This window comes from Terriglobales bacterium (assembly GCA_035567895.1).
Classification (GTDB): Bacteria; Acidobacteriota; Terriglobia; order Terriglobales; family Acidobacteriaceae; genus Gp1-AA112.
In genome coordinates this window covers 31,684-53,517 of sequence record DATMPC010000083.1, presented here as the reverse complement: position 1 = coordinate 53,517, position 21,834 = coordinate 31,684, and the positions used below count along the sequence as shown (strand labels likewise).

Sequence of the window (21,834 nt, the reverse complement as noted above, 5' to 3'; positions counted from 1 at the left end):
TAAGTCAGACTCGTTGCGTCCGCGCATGCCAAGGCGCAATCGTCCAATGATCCATGTCAGGATCATTGGCGCGCTCGCATTCGAAGAGTTCTTCGCGGGCCGACCGATTGCCTATAGTCGGTATCGCGATCTTCAGCCATTGCGCGCCGCTGATTTTTGACATTCGGCGTTTCGCCCCGCTGCATAGCAAATCGCAAAAATTGTTTTTGAGGTTTTTCCGGAACTCTGACTCTTCTCAAGTGATGAAGGATTCTGCTCGTCGCCTAATCGAAGGTTGCGCCCCCTTCCGATCACTGATCCCAAATTCCGGATTGGTCCGTCAAGCGCTCCTTGCAGCTCCTTCGTCAGGAGTACGGTTCAATGAACAAGGAGAACAATTGCACATGTGTTGTATGTCAGGTTGAGCAGAGTCTGCTCGACTCGCTAAGCACACAAACAGCCCGAACCCACTTCCAGGCGCTTGCCCGCAACTACCCAATTCTGAGCCACTTCGATTCGCCTGCTGACGTGATCGCGCAATTGCACGAGCACGAGGACGTCGAGATCGTGAACCATATTGCTTGGAACGCAATCCTGCACGCATTGGTCGGTTCCATTGCCGACGGGGTTGCCGAAGAAACTGGGCAGCAATTGCTTCTCTTGGCATACGCCCCAGCTATCCACAAGGTTTATCGAGAGGTTTGCCAAAAATTTCCGGGCTTGTGTCATGACGATGTCGCACAACAGGCGGCACTGTGCTTCCTGGAAACCGCGAGATCACCAGAGATTCAAAGCCTCAACGGTCACTTGCCTGCCGCATTGGCGAGAAGATTTCGCCAAAGCCTTTTTCGGTGGGCAATCGGCGAATTGCGGCAGTCTCGTCCCTTGCAGGAAATTCCTCCCGATATTCCGGAACTCCAAGCAAGCAATTTCGAGGAAGGCGTGGTCTTAGAACACTTTCTATCGAAGGCGCAGCGCCTGGGCGTCCTCTCCGCAAGCGAATGCGAACTGGTTCGCAAGTTCCATTGCGAGGGATTTCAGCCGGAAGAACTACGACAGGGCGCTAGTGGGCCTACGGCTATCGCTCTGTACCGCCGTATCCAAAGGGCTGTTCACCGCCTGCGTCGAATTGGCGTTCCTTCCTCACATAACGCCAATAAGACTCAATGCTCACACCAGATCAATCCCACTGAACCAAAAAATATTTTCAGGAACGCGGTCGAATTTTCCGGGGAGATGTGCACTAGGAAGAATGAGAAGGGATTCTCACCGGAGCTACCCAACGTTGTAACGCAGCTCGAACCCGACATCATGCACAGCTCGGCCTGATGTCGTCACCGATGCATTGCGTTATGGAAATCGGACGCTGATCTAACAAACCGGGAGCAGGATTCTCTCAGCACAATGCCGCCTACCTGTTGCTGATCCTGCTCCCAACTTCTTCCGGTCTGGAGAATCCCGATTTGGTTCTGCAAGGAGAACACCGATGTTCCGGATCATCAGCAGCGAGCGACGAATAGCAGCGCGTCGGTCCGCACGCTCAGTGGCAGTAGTTGTCGTGGCCTTGCTGCTTGGTTCGCCGGCATTCGCGCAAGTTGGCGGCGACCGGGTCACGTCATTTCTCTCCAACTCTCTAAGCTATGCCCAGGGCCTTGGCATCTTCGGTGCCGGATTCCTCGTGATCTGGGCAGTAGCGAATATCGCTCGTGAACGGCCGAGCGGAAAGCAGTGGGCTGGTGCAGGTGGCGCTCTGCTTCTGTCGTCAATGTTGCAACTCCTACGCACTTTCGCGGGGTGACTTGTGCCGCTTCGACTTAAACCTGTCGCACGTTCTCTATCAGTTCGAGCTGAGTTCTTTGGCTTGGAATTAGAGGATTGGGGATTGGTAATCGCCTGGGCAATCATGATGCGGCTGATCGGCGATCACATTCACCGCGTGTTGATCGGTTTCCTACCGGTTTCGACAGTGATGACCTATGGTTCCGCTGTCGTTTTGGTCGTGCTGATCCGCTGGGCAAAGCACGGCAAGCCGCGCGGATACCTGGTCGCCTGGATTCAACGCCAGTTCCGTCCAAAGGCTCACTGCGCACGCTTGGGTGCTCAGGCGCAATACCTCTTCGAGGATGAACAATGATCGAGGCTTCGACAATTCATCTCGTCGCCGCACTGGTGGGCGCGTTAGCGGTTCTGACGCTTGCTCTCGCGGTTTTCTTGCCGCAGATCGAAGCACATTCCCGCAGGGGCAGTAATACCGCCAACCAGAGAACGCTTTCCTCATTGGCCGCTCGAATTCCCATTTCTGAAATTCGTGACGACCTAATCGTGCGGCGTGATGGCTCATTCTGCGCTGGATGGGAATGCGCCGGAATTTCAACTCAGTTCGCCGACGCCGAACGGCTTGAGGCACTCTGCAGTTCGCTCGATGCTTTTATCAAGGGAATCCGCCATCCCGAGGTTGAGCTTCAGTTCCGATATGTCATCGACTCTGAGACCCCACAGGTTCTCGAAGAACGAAAGGCTCAGAACAATTCGATCAATTCACCTGCTGCGTGGCTGGAAGAAAACCGCGTCTCTTTCTGGCGTTCAGCAATTGATTCGCGCCAGTTGCGCTCAGTCCGGCTCCTAGCATTTCTCTCTTGGAAGCCAACGCACGCATGGGAGGCGCGCTCCGCGGGTTCGCGGTTTGCAGCGGCTCTCTGGCAGGGACTTGCGCAACATGGATCGGGGAACCTGCCCACCATCTTTCGAAATGCTCTGAATGAGGCGCGAACGAAAGCACTCGTACAGCGCAATCGAGAGGAACACAGCCGTCTGGTTGCCGAATTCAATCGGATTCTCGAAACCTACCGCATCGGCCTTGAAGCCGTCATGCGAATGCGCCGGCTCTCAGAACGCGAGTTGGTCGAGCTGATCTATTGCGCGCTGAACCCGACAGACCTCAACAGCACGAGCGGGAAAACAGATAGCTCGTTGCTTAACACCGACTGGTCAGAAGGTATTCGTTATCTTGATCTCGGCGGCGTCCTGAAGACAGTCGTTACACTGTCGGAACTGCCAGAAGCAACTTTTGCTTCCTTGCTACGCCCTCTAATGGCGCTCGATTTCTCTACAGAGGTCGTTCTGAATGTTCGCGTTCCGAATCAGGCCGCGAAAGTCCGCAAGTTGCGGAGGCTGCTCAAAAAGAGTCTGGCTTTCCAATTGCGGAAAGACGGCAGCCGTCGTCGGGATTTCCAGGCTGCGGCTCTTGAGAAGGACGCGGTTGACACGCTGACCTCAGCGATCACGTCATCTCAGCGGATCGCGGAGATCGAATTGGCAGTTGTTGTTTCGGCTTCAACAGTGGCGCGCACCTCGACCGAGCGCGAGAAAGCGGAACAAGAACTGGCGCAACGCGTCGAGTCTGTTCTGCAGGCGTTTGGACAGATGAACGGCGCCCGAGGATACCGTGAAGACACGGCGCTTCTCCCTACTTTCATTTGCTTCCTGCCCGGCGTGCATGGAGTGCGTAAGACGAACCGTGAGTTCACGCTGCTCTCCGCCCACTCAGCGGATTTTGTTCCGATAGAGGTCCCGTGGAGCGGTACTCGCGACGATACGCCTGCGTTTCTGAGCAGGACTCGCGAAGGCACTTTGCTGCGCTTTAATCCGTTCAGTTCTGATCTGACGAACGGAAACGTTTTGGTGAGTGGCAAGACGGGCTCAGGAAAGTCCTTCCTAATAAGACAACTACTGCTGCAGATGCAGGTGCTGAATCCTCGAATCGCGATTGTCACCAAAGGGCCTGACTATCGCGCCCTAGTTGAGCTGCTCGGCGGCCAGTACCGCGAAATCAGCCTTCGCACCAAGCTCGTAAAGAACCCCTGGGATCTCCGCGACAACAACGAAGAACCTGACTCGACGCAGATCGCTGGCGTCGCATCGCTGGCTTTTCACATGGCGGGGAAGACTGGAACAGATGATGCTGTCATCCTGAACTTTCTCGAGAAGGCGGTTCGCATGACGTATGAGCGCCTTCTCGCCATCGGCAAAACGCCGCGTTTCTCTGATCTGAAATGGACGCTGGAGCACTATCCGTTCGAGAACGCAGTTATCGAACAACTCGCGCACATGTTGGTTCTGAAGCTGAACCGCTGGACTGGCGAGGGAGTCTATTCGCAACTTTTCGATCAAGAGACGAGCCTTGAACTCGACAAGACTGAAGACATCATCTGCTACGACATCGACGGGCTCAAAGATTCCTCTGAACTCCAAACTGCGGTTGCGTTCACGATTGCCCGCGCCATTGACCAGCAGATTGGTCGCAAAGACGCGAATGGCAGCCTGCGTCCGACAATAGCTGTTTTCGATGAAGTCTGGGCGATGCTGGCCGATCCGGTTTTGGGAACTCAGATTCTCAATTCTTTCCGCACCGCTCGGAAACGCTATGGCTCAATTATCGCCGCCAGTCAGGGCATCGAGGATTTTGTAGGCACAGCCGAATCGCCGCACACGGTTGGCCTGGCGATACTGCAAAACACCGAGGCGAAGTTCATTTGTGCTCAATTGGGCGAGCTCTCGCGCTTGCGCGACGTACTCCATCTCTCCGAACCGGCCGTCGAAGCGGTGAAAGAGCTGCGGAACGTAGCAGGGCATTTCGCGGAGAGCTATCTGCTCGTTGCCAACCAGCCTGAATCAAGCACCGTGATTCAACTTACAGCTACGCCGTTTGATTACTGGGCGGCCACGAGTCAGCCGCTCGAAACCGAGTTCCGAGAGAAATTCGCGAGAGAGCATCCCGAATTATCCGCTTTGGAAATTATCTATCGGCTTGGAATGGCGCACCCAAATGGAACGGCGTCCGCTCCAGTAGCAAATCGAAAGGGGATTTATGCGACCGCTTCGTAGAAGGATTGCATTCGCCGGCGTGGTACTGACGGCGACGCTTCTCATTCCCGTCGCAGCGCACGCGATCTTTGCCACTATGCCCGTGATTGACTGGACGGCGATTGCACGCATTGGTGAACAGATTGGCGTTTCGCGCGACACATTGAACACATTGGGCCTCTACGTCCAGCAATACAACCAGATCAATTACGGAGTTCAGGAAGGAGTCGCCTTGGTTCGTGGCCGGCAGCTTCGTGGAGTCCTGAACGAGGTTGTTGGAAGTGAGTTTCCCGAATTCCAGCAACTGCAACGTGATTTCCGCAACGTCGTGGCCGATCCTTCAATGATCCGCCAAGACATTGAAAGCTCTTACGGTGTCACGTCCGGCAATTTCCCGCTGATTCGCAAGAAGAGGATCGATGCCGCTGATGCCACAGCAACACTCGGTCTATTCGATGCTTCGCGCATGGAGCTTGTGTCAGAACAGGAAGAAATGGACGCGAATGACATTGAGGCAAGGGCCTTAGCCGCAAGTCCTGGAGGTGCAGCGAAGTTGTCTGCTGCCGCAAATGGGGCGCTACTGAGATCGCAAGCCTACAACCAAAGACTGTTAGCGCGACTGATGCGAATGCAGGCGCTCTCCATCGCCCGCGAAAGCTCAATTGAAAAAGAACAGGAGCAGAGTCGGCAGGATCAGGTGGCAGCAGTCACAAGCATGGTCGGGAGTATGCAGTTGTCTTACGGGATCGGCGATAGGGTGCGTTAATGCTTGACATTGGCAGCATCGGTCATTTTTTGGCGGCGCTCGGCGGACTGTGGGACCGCTCAGAGCAATACCTGCCTCTCATGATGGGAATTGCCTTTGCTCTTGCGGCCCTTGTCTTCACATTCAGCATGTTGCAGGCGTTTCTCCAAGACAACACCGAAGAAGATTACTTCCGAATAATGGCCCGGTTTGGAATCACGCTGGCAATTCTCGGCGACTACCGAGATATCTTCTCGAAATTCAACATCATGAGTTCCGATCTGGCACATCGCTTTGCCGATCCGAACAGCTTTCAGAGTTTCTTCCAACAGATCCAGGCACAATTCAACAGCCTTAGCGGGATTTTGTTAGCGGCGGCAAATTTTACTGGGAGCATTGTTGCGTTGCTGACTCTAGTCTCTGCCGTGATTCTCGTCATCGGGTACCTGGCGCTGGTAACCGCGCAAGCATTGGCTGTCATTCTTTTGTATGTCTTCGGGCCGCTGCTGCTTGCCCTATTGCCGAGTCGCCAACTCAGCACGGTTACCTATGGCTACTTCCGAGCACTTCTCCAGGTGTTGCTGTGGCCGGCGATGTGGAGTCTGGTCTTTGCACTGTTCACAGGCGCTCTAGTGCAAGCGTTCACGTCTGGCCCAATCGTGAACCTCATTCCGGCAATCTTTCTAGTTCTGCTATCGGTATTGCTGACTCAAATTCCGCGGCTCACTGGGTACCTGACCACAGGCGCTTTGAGTGCAACCGGCGCCGCGCTGTCAGCATTGATGACTGCGGCTATGGCCTACGTGAGCTATCGCGTTGTGGAGACTGGCGCGTCGGCTGCCCTTGCGTATGCGACTGGCGGCGCTGCTGTAACTGTTCCGCAGGCCATCGGATATATGGCCCGAAGCCGGAGCACCGAAACAAGCTCCGTACCACCGCAGACGAATTTTGCGCCGCTACCTCCACCGGCAGCGGTATGAAAGGAATCGACACATGAGCACTGAAACTCTGATGTCGGACGAACTCGAACAGGCCAAATTCGAGCTGGGGGATTATCCAGAGTTCTACAGTCACTTGGCTATTCAAGCGCGCCGTGCTTCGAGAGTTGCGCTGGTCGCTTGCGGCGTCGCGCTCATCGCCATTGTCTCGGCGATCCTTGCGCAATTGCGGCCGCCGATACTTCTCCGAGTACAAGACGGCACAGTTTCGGCGCTGAACGGTTCCGGCGTCGAAGTAGCCGCGACCGCAGTGCAGCAGCAGCCAGACGAATCCGAAAAGCTTGCGTTCGTCAGCGCCTTTCTCGATCACTTCGTGAACATTGATCCGGTGACCGTGAAGAGAAACACAACTCTCGCGCTCAATCAGATGACGAACACGCTGCGTCAGCAGATTCTCGCCCAATTGAACGAGCAGCATTTCGTGGACACCGTGCGTGACAACAATGTCACCGCGACCCTAATAGTCAAATCTGCAGAACTGGTCAGCGGCGATCCGTACACGGCTGTTGTCTTTGGTCAGAAGCGACTGACAACCCTAATCAATGGTCAGGAAAACAAAAAAGAACTGCTGGTGAAATACGTGATCCGCACAGCGCCGGTGCCGCGTTCTGCCAGCAACGGCTGGAGTGGCCTTCAAGTCGCGGATTACAAGGAGGAGGTGCTTCAGCAATGAGGAAGATCATCTATTTCATCATCCTGCTCGTTTTCGCTCTTAGCTGCATGGCACAGTCCCAGGTTGGCACAGGACAGCGGAGTGCCCCGGATACCGGTCTCGTGCCCTTGTCTGCACCCTACACAATCTCAACTGCCCCCCATTTTGCGGTCTTGGTTGAGTTCCCTCGGGCAGACACGATTCGTCGAATCGCCTTGGGTGACAGCAATTACTTCTTAGCGGAAGCCGATAAAGACGATCCGCATTACGCGATCGTGAAGCAGATTCGGGTGACAACGGCAAAATCCGCACCCCCAATAGAAACCAACATGCTGGTGTACATGGCTTCAGGGCGGGTCGTGAACATCATGCTCAAGGCCGGAAAGCTCGCTGACACTGCGTATTCGGTGGATTACCCGGTTCCGAATGCGCAACCAGCTACACCGGCGAACGATCCACCTCCTGCTCCGGCTGAAAGCGTGAAGCGCGAGAGTGCCCGGGCGGAACTCGCAGACAAAATGCTTGCTGATGTGAAGCATGAACCGAAAAAGGACGCGGGCGTTGCGGCAGGTGGCATCGTGCTGCGCTTCTATCGCACTGAACGACTCGGCGAAATCGCCATCGTTTCTTTCGATATTGAAAACACCACGAAGAACGTGATCGACCTTGAAGACCCGCGGCTGAATCTCGTTACCGTTGCCGAAAAAAGCAAGGACCGCAAGAAGGGTGCAGCCTCCAAGATTGAACCAATTGAGCTGGCCCAATCAGAGGTATCAGCGAAGCAACTTCGACCTGGCGAACGGGCCGTATGCGTGATCGCATTCAAACCCCCCGTTCACGACAGTGATCAGCAGATCCTGCTCTCAGTTGCCAATCGAGCAATGGCGGATCACGCTGCGACATACCGCGTTGAATGACCGGCGGAGCATGCACATGAACAACAACGGATCTAAGCCGACATACGTTGAGCCTGAAGGACAGAACGCTGCGACGGCTCTCGACGAAGTGCCTGATGAGACGTTGACAGCACAGGCGTTCGAAAATATTCACAACACCGAGCGGCTCAGCGGCTTTGGGCGGTTCGCAGCGAAGATGCAGGACTTCTTTCAAGCCTCAAAGCCGTCGCAGTCAAAACAGCAATCTTCGCATCTGAAGGCCGCTCCAATCATGATGTCTGCGGGCCTGTTGCTGCTCCTCGCGACCGGGCTGCTATTCCTGCTCTCAAAACCGGAGAGTTCAGTCCACAGTCACTTTCGCCAGCCAACCGGTCTCAGTGGCGCAGATGACCACAAGCCTCTTAATTCACCGAGCACCGATTCTGCTGTGACTGAGAACCAGCTCGTCGGCAGCGAGAATAGAGATATGCAAGCAGCCAGCCGCGTCAAGTCGGCTGCTCGTGCAGGTGACGACGCCGCGACTCGCCGGTTCACGTTCGCGGATGGCAGCGGATCTGACAACAATCCATCGATCTCGCCAAATCCGACCGGAGTATCCGAACTGCAAAATCCAGCGACGGTATTCGTGGCAAATCCCACGCCGAGTCCCGTTTTGAATTTAGGTTCTACATTTCGCGAGACGCGCTCATCCGACCTTCAGCTTCCTTCGGGTACGGAAATCATCGCGCATACGACCAATGCGATCAGCAGCGGGCTTGAATCTCCCGTCATCGCGGTTGTAGATCGGACTGTTCAGCTCGGCAATTCTGTTGTAATCCCCCAAGGCGCGCGAGTGATCGGGTACACAGCCGGAGCGGTTAAGGACCGCATCAACGTTCGTTTCACATCCCTAATTCTCCCTAGCAACCGTGAAGTCACCATCTCTGGCTTGGCGTTGATGAAAGACGGTAGCGCCGGCCTGGTTGGAAGGGTTCAGGGAAGTGGTCACCCGATTCTTTCAACTGCCACACGGATCGGAACTGGCGCCGCCGTTGTTGCCACTGAGTTCGCCGGTGCGGGCTCGTTGAATCAGCCTTTCTCCCAAGCTGATTACCTCCGCAATCAAATGGGTTACGAAATCGCGTCGGAAGGCAACCGTTATTCCAATCGCTTGCAGCAGCCCACCAACGTGCCGATCGTTAACGTGAACACAAATCAGTCAATCCGAATTTTTCTGCTGAATGCGTTGGGTGTTTCTGACAGTCGCATTCCCAGCAGCAAGTCAGCACAGCAGATTGACACCGCCCCTACGCTCACTGCAGATCAGAATCAATCACCTGAGCAAGCGCTCGCGGTGGCACAGACGGCATACATCCAGGCGCTCGAGGCGCAGTTAGCTGACACGCGCGCTGCGCTCGATGCAAGGAAATCCAATGGTCATAACTAGTGACATCGATTCCGTCGTTCGCTCGGCTGACGAGCTGCAAGGATTACTCGCGAAGCGCGGCTATGTCGCAAAGGCTGAAGTTGCGACAGTGCTGTACATTGCGCTCCGTTTGCAGAAACCGTTGTTGCTGGAAGGCCCCGCGGGAGCCGGAAAAACGCAAATCGCAAAAGTTCTGTCTGAAACGTTCGGCATGGAGTTGATCCGACTACAGTGCTACGAGGGAATCGATGAAGCCAAGGCGCTCTATCACTGGAACGAACACTTGCAACGGATGGCTCTCGAATTTGTCCGGCAGAAGGAGCGCGAGGACACTTGGGCTGAACTGAAGCAGCAGCTTTACAGTCCCGACTTCTTGATTCCCGGTCCGATCTTGAGAGCACTGCAATCGGAATCAAGATCGGTTCTGCTCATCGATGAGGTGGATAAGACAGGGCCGGAGTTTGAGGCGTTCCTGTTGGAAATCCTTTCCGACTTCCAGGTTTCGATTCCACAATTGGGAACTGTTACAGCGATTAGAAAGCCGGTCGTTGTCTTGACCTCCAATGCGCAGCGCAAGCTGACCGATGCGCTCCGCGGGCGTTGCTTCCTGCTTTGGATGGACTACCCCGGTGCCGAACTGGAAGCCGAAATCATCGTTCGCTCTCGCAACACCGAATCGCGGCTGAGCGCACAGGTCGCACGATTCACCGCCGCCGTTCGTCACCTGGGCATGACCAAACCACCGGCCATCCGTGAATCCCTCGACTGGATTGACGCCTTGCGCCTTTTGGGAGCTGACGAGTTAACCGCCGATGTCGTTTCAGAGACGCTGCCCGTCCTGCTGAAGACGCGAGATGACATCGATCGCGCCGCTGGAAATGTGGCTCTGCTTTTACAGCGCGCTTGTTGAGAACTTTATGCTGCCTTCGATTGCAATTCGGGTTCAGCGATTTCCGTACCTGGTGATCGGGTGGGTGTCGCTGGCTGCTATGTGTACGGCGGCTCCCGACCGCCTGTTCCTGACGCATCGGCAGGGCGTCTACTTAGGGCTTGCGTTCCTCGGAGTAGCACTGATGCGCGGATCGCAGCAGATCGGTCATAGGTTACCGCTAAGCCTCGGCGCACTGACCTTGAGCCATCTGCCGCAACGAACTGAAATGCAGTACATCGGACACGGGTTCGCATGGACGTCCGAATGCGCTAATGAGTTACTCGCTGCTGAACGGAACAGTGCTTTGACGACTAGTCGCGACAGAACTCCAGGTGACAGCGGGGGCGTCGGCGCTCTTCATGCCGTTGGTCTGAAAAATGAAGAGCCTGTCTTTACTCCTCTAACCGATCTCGAAGGACACATGCTCGTATCCGGCGCCACGCGTACTGGTAAAACGCACTACTTACAGCTCGATCTCCTGCAGGCGATTGAGCGCGGTCGCGAGGCAGTCATTTTCATTGATCCAAAGGGTGACCTGAACGTGCTGCATCGCGCTTACGATGCTGCTGTTCGCGCCGGGCGGGGAAAGGATTTCAAATTCTTCTCGCTTGCGCTCCCGCGTATCTCTTGCACATATAACCCGCTGTCCAACTACGTGCTGGGGATGGAGATTCCCGATCGGCTCGCCGGACTATTGCCTGGTGGAGGGCAGTCGGAACCATTCAAGGCTTTCGCGTGGGAGGTTATCAACGTAATCGCCCAGGCGATGCTGCTTGCTGGCGAACAGCCTCTTCTTTCAAAGATCGCCCGGTACGCAAAGGTCAACAGCACGCTCGAAGAACTACTCCCACGTGTTCCGGACAATACGCCGGAATTCCAATACTTGCAGGGTCTAATCAAACATCCACCAGATCATTACGACAAGATGGTCTCCTCTCTGAAGCCGATGCTGTCGAAACTCGACGGGCCTGACTTTCGCAATCTGATGTCGGTGAAAGACCCAGATCTGGATTGGGACACGGCCATCCGCAACAAGCAAATCGTGTACATGTTCATGGGTTCGATGATCGTTAAGGAAACGGCTTATGCAATTGGCATGTTGGCTCTCCAAGACCTGTTGAACTTCATTGGCCGCGCTTACGCGTATGAACGTCGGAAGACGCCAGTTCGCTTGATTGTCGATGAAGTCGGCAGGCTTGTGTTCCCCGGTTTTGTTGATCTGTTGTCGCAAGCCGGAGGGCAGGGTGTCATGGCGGTTCTGGCATTTCAGAGCGTGGCCGATTTGGTGAGCGTGCTTGGCACCGCGGGAGCGCAGCAGATTCTCGACAATACCAATACGAAACTCTGGTTCAGAGCAACGGATCATGCGACTGCAAAGACATTCTCCGATATCGCTGGTCAAGGGCCGCTGCTGACAAGGCGCGAGTCCGCCGCATATCGCCCGGTCCTGCAAGGTAGGCCCAAGGTCCACAGCCGTTTGGCGTTTGATGCGACCTTTGCGCAGCAGTCCACGGAGCTTATCGACAATCTGGTTCGCGAAGACTGGCTGATGAAGCTGCCGCGCGGCCAGGCATTTCTCTACGCGAGCGGCCACACGTATAAGACCCGCTTTCCGCTGGTACCTGAACCGGTACATCACTTCCCGCTGGAGGATTGATGAGGCTGCTGTGGATTGGCATCTTGATTTTGCTGTTCGTTTCTCTGGCGTCGCTCATCAGTGACGGTCGGAGCGCGAACCTTATCCAGCGGAGCTGGGTAGCAGCATCGAGCGTCATTCCCGAAACAATACTCACGGACTTCCAGCACGCAAGCGCGCGTTACACGGCTCGGCTATTCGCGTCTCTTCCAGAGCCGTTCCGTGAAAAGATGAGCCAGAAGATGTGGAGTGCCGTCGAGTTAGTGACATTCCGATCTCTCGTTCTGCTGCATCTTGTCCCGGCATTGCTCCTTCCGCTCTTGATTGGATTCCTTGAGGGCTGGTGGACCCGTGCGAGCCAAAGGAGCTTAATCAAAATTCATTCGCCGATGCGGTTCAGCCTCGCGCTGACGGGACTTGAACTGATTCCCATAATGGCGTTGCTGTGGGTGACTGCGCCTATAGCAATACCGGCAATGATGCTGGTTCTCCTGATCGCTGTTTTTGCAATGTTCAATACTCGAAATCTCATTCTCCATGCGCCGACACAGTTTTAGCCGTCCCATCGCTCGCGTCCCACAACGGTTCGTTAGGACCGCAATCCACCACGACTATGTTGATGGAGTGTGGATATTCGTGAGTATTCGTTTTTCGAAACGACTCTTGTTGCTGGACGAGTGTAGAGGGGCGTTCTTGAGAACGCTTGTATATCTGGGCGGTTACTGCACGCCAGAGCAGGCGCAGAAGCTCGGGCTTGCCAATTCGCCGACGCGTGTTGCCGCCCAGTTGCAGGTGCTCAAGAATGCGGGCTTCCTGCGGCAAATCGCAAATTATCCCGTAATCCATCAGGTCACAATGTCCGCCACGCGCCTGGTGGGCGCCGACCTGATGGCACGCAGGCGGCATACGCCCCCGACAATTCGTTGCAAGCTGTTAGGCGTCAATTTCTATCTAGAGGCCAGAACCTGGCCAGCCGAGTTCACCTTTGCTCATTCGGAAAAGATCACGGTCCTAAATGCTGCTGGCTGCCCGACCGACGCGCTTCCGCACGTCGCCGGGCATCCTTATCTGTGGCAGGAATTCTTACTCCGGCGAGCTGACGGCAAGCTATGCATCGCTGCCGTGGATCGACCGGACAATACGCCGAAGTATCAGACCCGCACGCTCACCGAGCGCTATGGCCGGGTTTTGGAGCACACTGCTTCGGATTTCCGTCTGATTGTGGTGGTCAGTTCCGAGGGCCGTGCCCGGCTCTACCGGAAATGGGCTGCCCAACCCATCGCAGGTAGGTTTACCCAAGACACGCTGAAGCCATACCAGGTGAGAACACCGATTCCACAAGTCAATATCTCGTTTGAGGAGAAACAGCGATGAAGTTAACGGGCACGGTATTGCGGTGTTCGTCGCGAAGGGTCAATGCCAGCGGGTTAAAAGAGACACATGTGACCAACCTGTTGGTGCTGGACTCGGACAATACTGCGGGCGCGAACTACGCGGTTGAAATCTGGGACGAGAAACCGCACAAGCTGCCGGTCGGAGAGGAGTCCACGCTGACCGTCAGCGGCGTGGTCAGCCGCAACACCTCGATCCCAACGTTTCGCGGTCAGCCTTTGCAGCAGGAAGCGTTGGTCGGCGCGTAGCGCCGAGTCGTCACCGACCGCGTTGCGGTCGGCGGTAAATCTCAGCCGAGATTTACCGGTTAAAGGCGTCGCGGCGCGACGCCTTTAACCATTCCATTGACGACCCACCCGCGCGGGTGGGTCTCGCGGGTGGGTCTTGCGGGTGGCACAGCCACCCGCAATGGAGGTGTCATGGCAATGCAACAGACGAAATCGATTGACGAGCAGATTCTGTACCGGCTGTCGCTCGACTTTCGCTCGCACGAGCTCGCTGAGGCTTTGCTGAATCGATTTCGCTGTTTGATCGGAGATCTCCCGGCCAGCGAAAACCATCACCACAGCCGCCCAGGCGGTCTTTACCAGCATTCGCTTGAAGTAGCGTTGCGAGCGCTGGAGGAGTTCGCCGGCACGACCATCACGGAACGACGGCCAGATGGCACCCGAGACAGCTTCCAAACGGCCCGCAACAAACCTCGCTGGCAGTACGCCGCGTTCATCGCGGCGCTCTGTCATGACATCGGCAAGCTCTTCGAGATGGACTTGCGAATCGGCGACACACGCTGGCGTCCGTTCGCCGAACCTTACGTGGAGTTCGTCAAGCGCAACCGGAAATCGCCGACGCTGACATGGAAGCCGGAGCGCGAACACGGCGATCATGCTCTGCTTTCTCCTTCTCTGCTATTCCGCCAGCTCCTTACGCCCGATGACATTGATTACCTCGGAGCGTCGCGAATTAAGAAGATCACTGCGACACTCGTGGGCAGTCACGACACGCTTGATAGCGACGATCCAGTATCACGAGCTGTCTCCAAAGCCGACCAAGCGAGTGTCGAGCGTGCTCATCCCGCAATAGCCGACCACCCTGACAGCAAAGTCGGATGGTTTTTGCGCATCCTGCAGGAGATGATCGTCAACGGTGAGATCAACGTGAATATGCTCGGCGGCCAAGTCTTTGTCTCTGGAAGCAGAACGGCGGTTGTAATGCCGGCGGTCCTCTTTTTGGTGCGTGAACGCCTTCGGACGCTGCACAACATTACCCTGCCGGAAAACTGTCACGTTTATAACTTGCTGCGAAACTCCAACCTTGTGGACGCCGATGCCGCAGGAAAGTGCGTACGAGCGATCAAAGCGACGACTGACGGCCACACTGTTTCGCTCAAAGCACTCATATTTCCGACCGATAAGGTCATACCCAAATCAATCCTTCCCACGCTCCCCAAAACCACCCAATTTGAAATTGACACTCAGCCTCAACCGGAACCCGTGGAAGGGCAGGAGTGAGGCTACCGGAGAACTTCTATGAACACTCTGATCGCAAATCAATACGGCCGAGTTCAGGGGGAGGTGGGTGGCACTGGCTTAACGTTAACGGTAGCTGCTCAGACTCCACGCCGAGAGTCGGTCGAAGTCCAAACCCGCATTGACTCAATTGAGCAATTACTCCATCTGCTCGCAATCATGCGAGCGGTCGAGCGTCGCGTTGAGCAGTTCCAGTTGCGCGATTCGAAAAAACCGGATGGCGGCGAACAGGAGAGCCCGTTTGATGACACCATCTGCTCGGAGGGAGACTTGTTCAGCTCGAACGGCGGTGTCTCGAAGAACAAGATCTACGGACGCTTTGCCCAGTTCCTGATTTACGAGCAGGTCGATGAGGGCCGGCTGCGGGTCTTCTTTGCCGTCCGTGATGATGGGAAACGGGTCGCTCGGTTCGACCTGCATCCCGGTGAGGTTCAGGCAATGCACGCGCTAGCAAAGCGTGCTCTGTTTGCCTATGAGCAGGTTGATCTGCTGCTCCGTGACGAACTTTCGCTTAGCGTCGGACTGAACGTCTGCGGTCACGGTGTGCGATTCGACGTGCAGACTCCACTCTGGCGCTCACAGTTCTGCGTCAATAAAGCCAATGATCTTGCGACACTGGCTGTCTTCACCCGTCGCGCTGTTAATCAGGAGAGAGCTATTCCTATCCGCTTTGGCGATCCAGCAAATCAGTTCAGTTTGCGGAAACGAAACGACGGACAGGTGATCGCCGAATTTGAGCACCAGCGCACGATGGAAAAGATTGTGCTCTCGACTCTGCAGCTTTACGAGCTCGAAATCTTGTCGCAGTACGCGCTGCACCGCGCATTCGAGCCGACGCCTGTTTCAATGCAGAGTCATTTGCCGCCTCCGACAGTAATGGCGGCCCAAATCGCGTAGTTTCGTATTTCCAAGTTTTCACTTCCACAAATCCTTTCCGTATCCCACAAAAACTCCGATATCAACCCACAACTGCATCACGCGATCAATCGCGAGGATGCCCTCATCCACAAAAGGAGCTTTAGCTATGAACGTAATCGACACTAATCAACTCAAAACGGCACTCGAACGGCTTTGTCTCGTAGTGCCGAAACGAGGAACCTTGCCGGTGCTGGAAAACTTGCGATGGCGAGTTGTGAAAGGCCGTCTCGATTTGACCGCAACTGACTTGGATAACAGCCTCATTGTTTCTGTTCCTTCGCCTAGCGCGCCGACATTGAACGTCGATGTACTGGTTCCGGCGAAGGATCTCTACCAAGCCGTAAAAACCGAAACTGCCCCGACCGTCGAGATCAAGATTCACGACAGCAAGTTTGAAGTACAAGCGAACAGACGCGTGGTCGAATTGCCCTTTATTGAGCCGAAGAATTTTCCTCGAATTCCCGATGGGGAACTCTGCTTTCGGGGGCAGATTCTTGCTTCGGCACTCGAAGCGGCACTGAACAAGGCGGCGTTTTGCCTCTCCGCAGAATCGACTCGGTACTGCACCGACACGATCAAACTTGAAATGCGTGAATCGAAGTTTCGCGTCGTGGGCACAGACGGACACCGTTTGTCAGTCGTTGAAGGAGCAGCAAAGCATGGAACGAACTCGGAGTTCTCCACTCTGCTTCTCCGCTCAACAGCAGCCATACTCAGCAAGCTCTCGGGCGAATCTTCCTGGGTCAAGTTATCGACTTGCCGGGAGGAAACTGAGCACAACCTGTTTTTGGTCTCAGATGGTTCCATGCTCATCGCCCGACCGAGCCAAGGGCAGTTCCCAAACTATGAGAACGTCATTCCCAAAACTCCACTTGAAAGCCGAGTGGTGTTTCAGCGTGATGAGCTGTTGGATGGACTGACGAAACTAGCACCCACTGCGAAAAAGGCCCCCAACTCTATGGTGAAACTCGAATTGTCGAAATCACCAGCTTGCATCAAGGCCGAAAACGATGGCACGGCCAACCGTGTCGCCTTGGAGCACGCACGCGTTTTGGGAAAGTCCCGAGACATCGGCCTCAATCATCAGTACCTCACGCAATACGTGAAGAGCATTGAGACCGAGACCGTCTCGATGAAGCTGTTCCCGAAAACGATCTCCGAAGTGGTCGTCTTTGACGCGTTCCGCTATCAGCACCTGCTTATGCCATTGCGGGACTGAACAAGCTTTATCCACAAACCCCTTACCCAAAAAGAACCCAATCCACGAAGTTCGGCGGTACTCCCACGCTGACCCACAACGGCTGGCGTCACGGGAGAGCTGGCCCCGCGGACGAGCGGGAACGGCGATTCCAGCCACCCAATCCACAAAAAGGAGAACCACAAATGTCTTTCGCAACACAAGCTGTCGATCCACAATCGGCCTCCCTGGCGCTCACTTTCCTTCAATCGAAGGCGGGTAATCGCTGGGCTCGGGCAGTGGAAGAAATGAAAACGAATCGCCTGCACGTTTCGGGTGATTTCCCGGAGTTCATCGTGACCAACAAGAGCGGAGTCGCTTACAAGGTGAAACTCGACCTCCACGGCACTGGCTCATGCACCTGTCCCGATTTCCAAGTGCGCATTGCGCAGGAAGGGCGGATTTGCAAGCACATTGCTGCGGCGGCGATCACTGCGTTAGCACCGCAAGTCGGAGTCTCATCGCCTGCGAACGGAAACGGGTCCGTCAAGGCGAATGGGAATTCGAATGCGGAGGTGTCTCCGCTCATTTTTCGCATCCGGCGCAGCGTCCAGACGGACGGAAAGGCTGCCGTACAGGTTGAGGTTCAGGCGCGCGTGACCAACGACGAGGCGCAGGATAGCCAAACGGCCTCCTACGCCTACGAGTTGCTCGAACGCCTGGCCTCGCAGGCGGCCAAGAACGGCGCACCCTCAGACAATAATGCTCGTCGCGAATTCGATTCGCCGAGCGCGGCAACAGCAACGCCGATCAAGCCTCGTCGCGTCACGGCTGCTTCCAAGACAAGCCCTGTTCCTGCGGTCATCACCAAGATCGACCGTATGAAGACTCGTCAGGGCGAGTCATTGTTCTTGAAGGTGGACGTGAACGGCGAGACGGTGCGCGTGTTCGGCCGCCCGGAAGAACTGGCGGAGCGTCTGGAAGCGAGCGGTTACGACATTCCGGCAAGCGAGATCGAAGCCGGAATGGAACTCCATCTTCCTTGCTCGGTAAAAGTCGGTCAGAACAATGGCGGATACAAGACTATCGAAGAGTTCTTGCCCGAAGCCGCTGCCTGACTGATGCCGTACCCACCTGTTCCGAGTCAGAGAGACAAAGACATTCTCCGACTCGGATTCTTCCTGCTCTCCCACCCCGCAATACCCAAAATGGCAATTCGCTGACGTGACCGTCCGAGTCGCGTTGCGGTTTGGCGATCTCGTGGAACCACTCCGCACGCGCACCACGTCAGATCGCCATTTCCCCGCCCACACTGCGCGTGCTCTCGGAGCACCAATGAACCCACAAGAAATATCCAGCTCGTTCCTGATTGCGACAGGCCACATTCGCGCCATGAGAGGAGGAGCACAGTCGCACATGCTCATCGCAAGTGACGGTAACGCTTATGTGGTCAAGTTCGCGAACAACCCACAGTCGCTCCGCGTGCTCGCCAATGAGTGGCTCGCCTGCTCAATTGGTCGCGCAATCGGACTCACGATTCCAGAACCGGCCATTCTCTACGTGCCTCCTAAACTCGTGGAGAGCGCGCCGTCGCTGGTGATCCAGCTTTCCAATTCGACACTGAAATGTTCGCACGGCATGGCATTTGGCTCGCGCTTCATTTCAGAGGGCGAAGTGTTCGACTACTTGCCCGAGTCGGTGCTTCCACGAATCGAAAACGTGGAGGAATTTGCCGGCGCGTGTGCTCTGGACAAATGGCTGTGCAACTGTGACGGTCGGCAAGCCGTGTTCTGCCGCCCACGATCAAAACAGAAATTCCGCGCTCATTTTATTGACTTCGGCTACTGCTTCAATGCCGGAGAGTGGAATTTCCCGGACAGCCCATTACGCGGGATCTATGCGAAAAGGGAGGTCTATAGCAACATCACCGGCTGGCATTCATTCGAGCCTTGGCTGAGTCGCATCGAGACCTTCTCTCGACTGAAACTCGGAGACATGGCAGGAGATCTGCCGCCTGAATGGATCGATCCAGACGCAATCAACGAACTGATTGACCGCATCGATAGCCGTCGTAGTCGCGTTCGGGAATTGATCGCGGAAGTTCGCAAATCCACACACAACCCATTCAGCGCCTGGACCGAGGAAAAGCCATGACGCTGAAATTCTGGAAGTACCTCATCACCAACTGCAACGGCTCGGCAATGTGCTTTGTTGCCGAGTCCGACCGTGAGTGGGCTGAGAAGGAATTCGAATGTGATCCGCGCCTTCTCGGCTACATAGCAAGCCCACATTTTGAATGCCCGGTATTCCACTGTCCTGCTGAACGAGTTTTGCAGCAACTTCAGCGAGCACGGCAAGACCTACAAAGAATGGAGGTGAACCAAATGCACGATTCTGTTGTGACCATCAACAGCACGCATTGGCCAGCGTACCGAAAAGAAAACGGCACGTTGGTTGACATGCGAATCCTTGATCCAGAAGATCGCAGCCCGAAGCCTAAACTGGTGTTCCGGCCTGATGCACTCCGCGAATCCGGAATCCCCGAGGCGCTCATTGAGGCAGCAGCCCAATCCAATCCGCAAGGGCTGATCCTGTTTGAAGACCTGCCGCAATTCAAAGGCTGCGACGAACAACCCACCTCAATCGAATCCACACGCTGAATCAGACCGAACGCAAGTTCTTCTGATCCCTTCCTGATCCAATTCCCAAATCCACAAACCAAGTCTCGGAGGTGCGCGATGCGCCAGACGAATCAGAACACGTCCGTCAACCTGAAACTGGTGATGCTCTTTGATTGGCGAAAACAGATTTACTGCATCTGCAGTCACAATCTGTCGCCTGAAGACGCGTCCGCAGAAGTCACTGAGCTGCGTCGCGACGGCCTTCCCGCGTTCTCCGTGGACCAGCGCTCACGGCATTTGCACGACGATGCCGAGGAGTGCGAAGTCTGCCGAGCCGATGTTCAGCAGTGCGTCAATCCGCCTGCTCTTGAACGCAGGAAACGGGAATTCCGCCGCTAATCGCCACCCCAGAACCACAAACGGAATCACGACCTGATTCCAAATCCATCCACAAGCAAAAAACCAAAACACCTTGGAGGTGCGCTATGTCGAAAGACGGCGACAGCTTCACTCATTATCTTGTCGTGGGCGAGCGCATTCTCGGCGAAGCCGTGATCGTTGAAAAACTGACTGACTGGGTCTCTCTGGCGCTGGTCAAGCTGGCGCTCAGTGGCCCAAAAACGTCCACCTGTTTCGCATTCGTCGAGAATCAAGCCCTCGTTCCCAAAATCCTGAACTGAACCCACAAACTTCCGGCCACAAAAGCAAAACCCACCTTCACAATCCCCCCCACCTCTGCACAACGGGCGATCTCCGCCCGTTGTGCTCCCACCCACAATCGCGCATTGAATCGAACGAAACTCACAAAAATCACAAAGCTCAACGTTGAGGATTGTGAGTTTTGTGAGTTTGAGGGCCATCGATGCTTCCAGAGCCGAATTTTCCTGTAAAACCCGATGAATTCATTGGCCGGCAAGTTCACCTGGATACGTTTGCAGATTCGCTCCAATCCATCGCCAGAACAGGCCGAATGGCATCCTTCGCAATTCTCGGTGACTGGGGAATTGGAAAGAGCAGTCTTTTGCTCAAGTTGGCGTCCACATGTTCCGATTGGACACCTCGTGTGCTGCCGGTCACATTCTCTATTTCCAAAGACATTTCTGATTACATGAGATTTGCTGAGGCGTTATGCGACCGTCTTGCAGATACTTTGCTCGCGTCCGAATCGGTCGCAACGAAGATCCGCGCGGAGATCGAAAACTGGAAATTGACGAGAGTCAGCGTCGGCGCGGTCGTGGTTGACCGCAAACCAAGGCAGTATTTCCTGAGTTCGGGAAGCGCTCTGCTTCGTCATGCCCTGTCCGAAGCATGGGAGCACTTCATTCAACCGGCCTATTCGGGTGCGGTATTCTTCCTCGATGATCTCCACAATCTGGCGACGCCGACAGTGCAGGACACCGCACTCATCATCAGAGATCAGTTCCAGAGCTTTGGAATAGAAGGCGTCAACCTCAGTGTGTGCTTCTCCGCAAAGCGTGATTACTTCTCGGGCATCCGCAGCTTTGCAGAGCCAGCGGTACGCTTCTATAACAAATGCTTCCTTGAGCCGTTCACGCCTGAGGAGACCCGTGAATATACGCGTGCTGTTTTCCGTAGCACGCAGGTGGACACATTAAACATGTCTGAATGGCTGTACGAAAAAACCTATGGGCATCCGTATTTTCTGGCATTCATCTGTCGCGATCTTTGGAGTCAGTATCACGCTCGCCCATTCAGAAATCCAGCGCATCTGTGGCACGGCGTCTTCAACCGTTTGGAACGAGGCAAATTCAACAGCGATTTAGCGCAGCTCTCCGAAAAGGAAATTGCGCTCTTACATGCAATTGCAGCAAGCGATGAGGACGAGTTCAACCCCGCTCCGTTCGCGCAGAGGTTTCACCCGCAATATTTCAGGCGATTAAGTGATAAAGGATTGCTGATACGCGCAGGACGCGGGCGTTACAAACTCTATCACCCGCTCTTTCGACAATTCTTGCAACAGCACAAATGAGCAAGCACGCAAAACCGAACCAACGGCGAGCTTGCAGCAGCTTGCCGGGCCGCAGGCCCGGCACAGCGTTAACCCACAGGGCGGACTCCTTTCCCTTAACCCATT

The 21,834-nt window shown here is 55.3% G+C and carries 25 protein-coding genes; 23 read left to right on the top strand and 2 right to left on the bottom strand.

What is annotated here, in order from left to right:
- Positions 1 to 4: 4 nt before the first annotated feature.
- Positions 5 to 163: a hypothetical protein gene (locus VNX88_16710; protein ID HWY70312.1), complete on the bottom strand. Its 159-nt coding sequence runs from the start codon at positions 161 to 163 to the stop codon at positions 5 to 7.
- Positions 164 to 360: 197 nt separating this feature from the next.
- Here VNX88_16710 and VNX88_16705 point away from each other — a divergent pair, with 197 nt between their 5' ends.
- The 16 genes from VNX88_16705 to VNX88_16630 all read left to right on the top strand — a co-directional run bounded on the left by VNX88_16705 (position 361) and on the right by VNX88_16630 (position 15,920).
- Positions 361 to 1,308 carry a hypothetical protein gene (locus VNX88_16705; GenBank protein ID HWY70311.1) on the top strand — a complete coding sequence of 316 codons (948 nt, stop codon included), beginning with the start codon at positions 361 to 363 and terminating at the stop codon, positions 1,306 to 1,308.
- A 157-nt stretch (positions 1,309 to 1,465) separates the two neighbouring features.
- The gene (locus VNX88_16700) at positions 1,466 to 1,777 is read left to right on the top strand and encodes a TrbC/VirB2 family protein (GenBank protein ID HWY70310.1); all 312 of its coding nucleotides are present in this window, start codon (positions 1,466 to 1,468) and stop codon (positions 1,775 to 1,777) included.
- Positions 1,778 to 1,840: 63 nt separating this feature from the next.
- Entirely contained in the window at positions 1,841 to 2,113 is a 273-nt protein-coding gene (locus VNX88_16695) for a hypothetical protein (protein HWY70309.1), read from the top strand.
- Positions 2,110 to 4,863 (top strand): hypothetical protein, encoded by a 2,754-nt coding sequence (locus tag VNX88_16690; GenBank protein ID HWY70308.1) that lies wholly within the window; start codon positions 2,110 to 2,112, stop codon positions 4,861 to 4,863. Before VNX88_16695 ends, VNX88_16690 begins: the two co-directional genes overlap by 4 nt.
- Positions 4,847 to 5,608, top strand: a complete 762-nt coding sequence (locus VNX88_16685) for a hypothetical protein (protein HWY70307.1) — start codon at positions 4,847 to 4,849, stop codon at positions 5,606 to 5,608. The genes VNX88_16690 and VNX88_16685 overlap by 17 nt, the downstream gene beginning before the upstream one ends.
- The gene (locus VNX88_16680) at positions 5,608 to 6,567 is read left to right on the top strand and encodes a hypothetical protein (GenBank protein ID HWY70306.1); all 960 of its coding nucleotides are present in this window, start codon (positions 5,608 to 5,610) and stop codon (positions 6,565 to 6,567) included. The genes VNX88_16685 and VNX88_16680 overlap by 1 nt, the downstream gene beginning before the upstream one ends.
- A 13-nt stretch (positions 6,568 to 6,580) precedes the next feature.
- Positions 6,581 to 7,258 (top strand): VirB8/TrbF family protein, encoded by a 678-nt coding sequence (locus VNX88_16675; protein HWY70305.1) that lies wholly within the window; start codon positions 6,581 to 6,583, stop codon positions 7,256 to 7,258.
- Positions 7,255 to 8,154: a hypothetical protein gene (locus VNX88_16670; protein HWY70304.1), complete on the top strand. Its 900-nt coding sequence runs from the start codon at positions 7,255 to 7,257 to the stop codon at positions 8,152 to 8,154. The genes VNX88_16675 and VNX88_16670 overlap by 4 nt, the downstream gene beginning before the upstream one ends.
- 16 nt (positions 8,155 to 8,170) lie before the next feature.
- Positions 8,171 to 9,559, top strand: a complete 1,389-nt coding sequence (locus VNX88_16665) for a TrbI/VirB10 family protein (GenBank protein ID HWY70303.1) — start codon at positions 8,171 to 8,173, stop codon at positions 9,557 to 9,559.
- Positions 9,546 to 10,448: a MoxR family ATPase gene (locus VNX88_16660; GenBank protein ID HWY70302.1), complete on the top strand. Its 903-nt coding sequence runs from the start codon at positions 9,546 to 9,548 to the stop codon at positions 10,446 to 10,448. Before VNX88_16665 ends, VNX88_16660 begins: the two co-directional genes overlap by 14 nt.
- Complete coding sequence (locus VNX88_16655; GenBank protein HWY70301.1) at positions 10,393 to 12,126, top strand: TraM recognition domain-containing protein; 1,734 nt, start codon at positions 10,393 to 10,395, stop codon at positions 12,124 to 12,126. Before VNX88_16660 ends, VNX88_16655 begins: the two co-directional genes overlap by 56 nt.
- The gene (locus VNX88_16650; protein ID HWY70300.1) at positions 12,126 to 12,662 is read left to right on the top strand and encodes a DUF4400 domain-containing protein; all 537 of its coding nucleotides are present in this window, start codon (positions 12,126 to 12,128) and stop codon (positions 12,660 to 12,662) included. The genes VNX88_16655 and VNX88_16650 overlap by 1 nt, the downstream gene beginning before the upstream one ends.
- Before the next feature lie 136 nt (positions 12,663 to 12,798).
- A complete protein-coding gene (locus VNX88_16645) occupies positions 12,799 to 13,479 on the top strand; it encodes a hypothetical protein (GenBank protein HWY70299.1) in 681 nt (226 codons plus the stop codon).
- The gene (locus tag VNX88_16640) at positions 13,476 to 13,745 is read left to right on the top strand and encodes a hypothetical protein (GenBank protein HWY70298.1); all 270 of its coding nucleotides are present in this window, start codon (positions 13,476 to 13,478) and stop codon (positions 13,743 to 13,745) included. Before VNX88_16645 ends, VNX88_16640 begins: the two co-directional genes overlap by 4 nt.
- A 171-nt stretch (positions 13,746 to 13,916) precedes the next feature.
- Complete coding sequence (locus VNX88_16635; GenBank protein HWY70297.1) at positions 13,917 to 15,005, top strand: TraI domain-containing protein; 1,089 nt, start codon at positions 13,917 to 13,919, stop codon at positions 15,003 to 15,005.
- Between the two features lie 18 nt (positions 15,006 to 15,023).
- Positions 15,024 to 15,920 (top strand): hypothetical protein, encoded by an 897-nt coding sequence (locus tag VNX88_16630; protein HWY70296.1) that lies wholly within the window; start codon positions 15,024 to 15,026, stop codon positions 15,918 to 15,920.
- Positions 15,921 to 15,938: 18 nt separating this feature from the next.
- On the opposite strand, the gene VNX88_16625 is transcribed toward VNX88_16630, so the two are convergent.
- The gene (locus tag VNX88_16625; GenBank protein ID HWY70295.1) at positions 15,939 to 16,064 is read right to left on the bottom strand and encodes a hypothetical protein; all 126 of its coding nucleotides are present in this window, start codon (positions 16,062 to 16,064) and stop codon (positions 15,939 to 15,941) included.
- Between VNX88_16625 and dnaN the strand changes: the two genes are divergently transcribed.
- The 7 genes from dnaN to VNX88_16590 all read left to right on the top strand — a co-directional run bounded on the left by dnaN (position 16,048) and on the right by VNX88_16590 (position 21,729).
- Positions 16,048 to 17,160 (top strand): DNA polymerase III subunit beta, encoded by a 1,113-nt coding sequence (dnaN, locus tag VNX88_16620; GenBank protein HWY70294.1) that lies wholly within the window; start codon positions 16,048 to 16,050, stop codon positions 17,158 to 17,160. The two genes, VNX88_16625 and dnaN, sit on opposite strands and share 17 nt — an antisense overlap.
- 164 nt (positions 17,161 to 17,324) lie before the next feature.
- Positions 17,325 to 18,236: an SWIM zinc finger family protein gene (locus tag VNX88_16615; GenBank protein HWY70293.1), complete on the top strand. Its 912-nt coding sequence runs from the start codon at positions 17,325 to 17,327 to the stop codon at positions 18,234 to 18,236.
- Between the two features lie 217 nt (positions 18,237 to 18,453).
- Positions 18,454 to 19,272, top strand: coding sequence for a HipA family kinase (locus VNX88_16610; GenBank protein HWY70292.1), 819 nt, complete (start codon positions 18,454 to 18,456; stop codon positions 19,270 to 19,272).
- A complete protein-coding gene (locus VNX88_16605; protein ID HWY70291.1) occupies positions 19,269 to 19,778 on the top strand; it encodes a hypothetical protein in 510 nt (169 codons plus the stop codon). The genes VNX88_16610 and VNX88_16605 overlap by 4 nt, the downstream gene beginning before the upstream one ends.
- Before the next feature lie 78 nt (positions 19,779 to 19,856).
- Positions 19,857 to 20,138, top strand: coding sequence for a hypothetical protein (locus tag VNX88_16600; protein HWY70290.1), 282 nt, complete (start codon positions 19,857 to 19,859; stop codon positions 20,136 to 20,138).
- Positions 20,139 to 20,224: 86 nt separating this feature from the next.
- Positions 20,225 to 20,419: a hypothetical protein gene (locus tag VNX88_16595; GenBank protein HWY70289.1), complete on the top strand. Its 195-nt coding sequence runs from the start codon at positions 20,225 to 20,227 to the stop codon at positions 20,417 to 20,419.
- A gap of 182 nt (positions 20,420 to 20,601) precedes the next feature.
- On the top strand, positions 20,602 to 21,729 hold the full coding sequence (locus tag VNX88_16590; GenBank protein ID HWY70288.1) for an ATP-binding protein: 1,128 nt from the start codon (positions 20,602 to 20,604) through the stop codon (positions 21,727 to 21,729).
- The last annotated feature ends 105 nt before the right edge of the window (positions 21,730 to 21,834 follow it).

Coding starts and splice junctions, on each gene's coding strand:
- VNX88_16710 (HWY70312.1), bottom strand. CDS start 163: ATGTCAAAAATCAGCGGCGCGCAATGGCTGAAGATCGCGATACCGACT.
- VNX88_16705 (HWY70311.1), top strand. CDS start 361: ATGAACAAGGAGAACAATTGCACATGTGTTGTATGTCAGGTTGAGCAG.
- VNX88_16700 (HWY70310.1), top strand. CDS start 1,466: ATGTTCCGGATCATCAGCAGCGAGCGACGAATAGCAGCGCGTCGGTCC.
- VNX88_16690 (HWY70308.1), top strand. CDS start 2,110: ATGATCGAGGCTTCGACAATTCATCTCGTCGCCGCACTGGTGGGCGCG.
- VNX88_16685 (HWY70307.1), top strand. CDS start 4,847: ATGCGACCGCTTCGTAGAAGGATTGCATTCGCCGGCGTGGTACTGACG.
- VNX88_16680 (HWY70306.1), top strand. CDS start 5,608: ATGCTTGACATTGGCAGCATCGGTCATTTTTTGGCGGCGCTCGGCGGA.
- VNX88_16675 (HWY70305.1), top strand. CDS start 6,581: ATGAGCACTGAAACTCTGATGTCGGACGAACTCGAACAGGCCAAATTC.
- VNX88_16670 (HWY70304.1), top strand. CDS start 7,255: ATGAGGAAGATCATCTATTTCATCATCCTGCTCGTTTTCGCTCTTAGC.
- VNX88_16665 (HWY70303.1), top strand. CDS start 8,171: ATGAACAACAACGGATCTAAGCCGACATACGTTGAGCCTGAAGGACAG.
- VNX88_16660 (HWY70302.1), top strand. CDS start 9,546: ATGGTCATAACTAGTGACATCGATTCCGTCGTTCGCTCGGCTGACGAG.
- VNX88_16655 (HWY70301.1), top strand. CDS start 10,393: ATGACATCGATCGCGCCGCTGGAAATGTGGCTCTGCTTTTACAGCGCG.
- VNX88_16650 (HWY70300.1), top strand. CDS start 12,126: ATGAGGCTGCTGTGGATTGGCATCTTGATTTTGCTGTTCGTTTCTCTG.
- VNX88_16640 (HWY70298.1), top strand. CDS start 13,476: ATGAAGTTAACGGGCACGGTATTGCGGTGTTCGTCGCGAAGGGTCAAT.
- VNX88_16635 (HWY70297.1), top strand. CDS start 13,917: ATGGCAATGCAACAGACGAAATCGATTGACGAGCAGATTCTGTACCGG.
- VNX88_16630 (HWY70296.1), top strand. CDS start 15,024: ATGAACACTCTGATCGCAAATCAATACGGCCGAGTTCAGGGGGAGGTG.
- dnaN (HWY70294.1), top strand. CDS start 16,048: ATGAACGTAATCGACACTAATCAACTCAAAACGGCACTCGAACGGCTT.
- VNX88_16615 (HWY70293.1), top strand. CDS start 17,325: ATGTCTTTCGCAACACAAGCTGTCGATCCACAATCGGCCTCCCTGGCG.
- VNX88_16610 (HWY70292.1), top strand. CDS start 18,454: ATGAACCCACAAGAAATATCCAGCTCGTTCCTGATTGCGACAGGCCAC.
- VNX88_16605 (HWY70291.1), top strand. CDS start 19,269: ATGACGCTGAAATTCTGGAAGTACCTCATCACCAACTGCAACGGCTCG.
- VNX88_16600 (HWY70290.1), top strand. CDS start 19,857: ATGCGCCAGACGAATCAGAACACGTCCGTCAACCTGAAACTGGTGATG.
- VNX88_16595 (HWY70289.1), top strand. CDS start 20,225: ATGTCGAAAGACGGCGACAGCTTCACTCATTATCTTGTCGTGGGCGAG.
- VNX88_16590 (HWY70288.1), top strand. CDS start 20,602: ATGCTTCCAGAGCCGAATTTTCCTGTAAAACCCGATGAATTCATTGGC.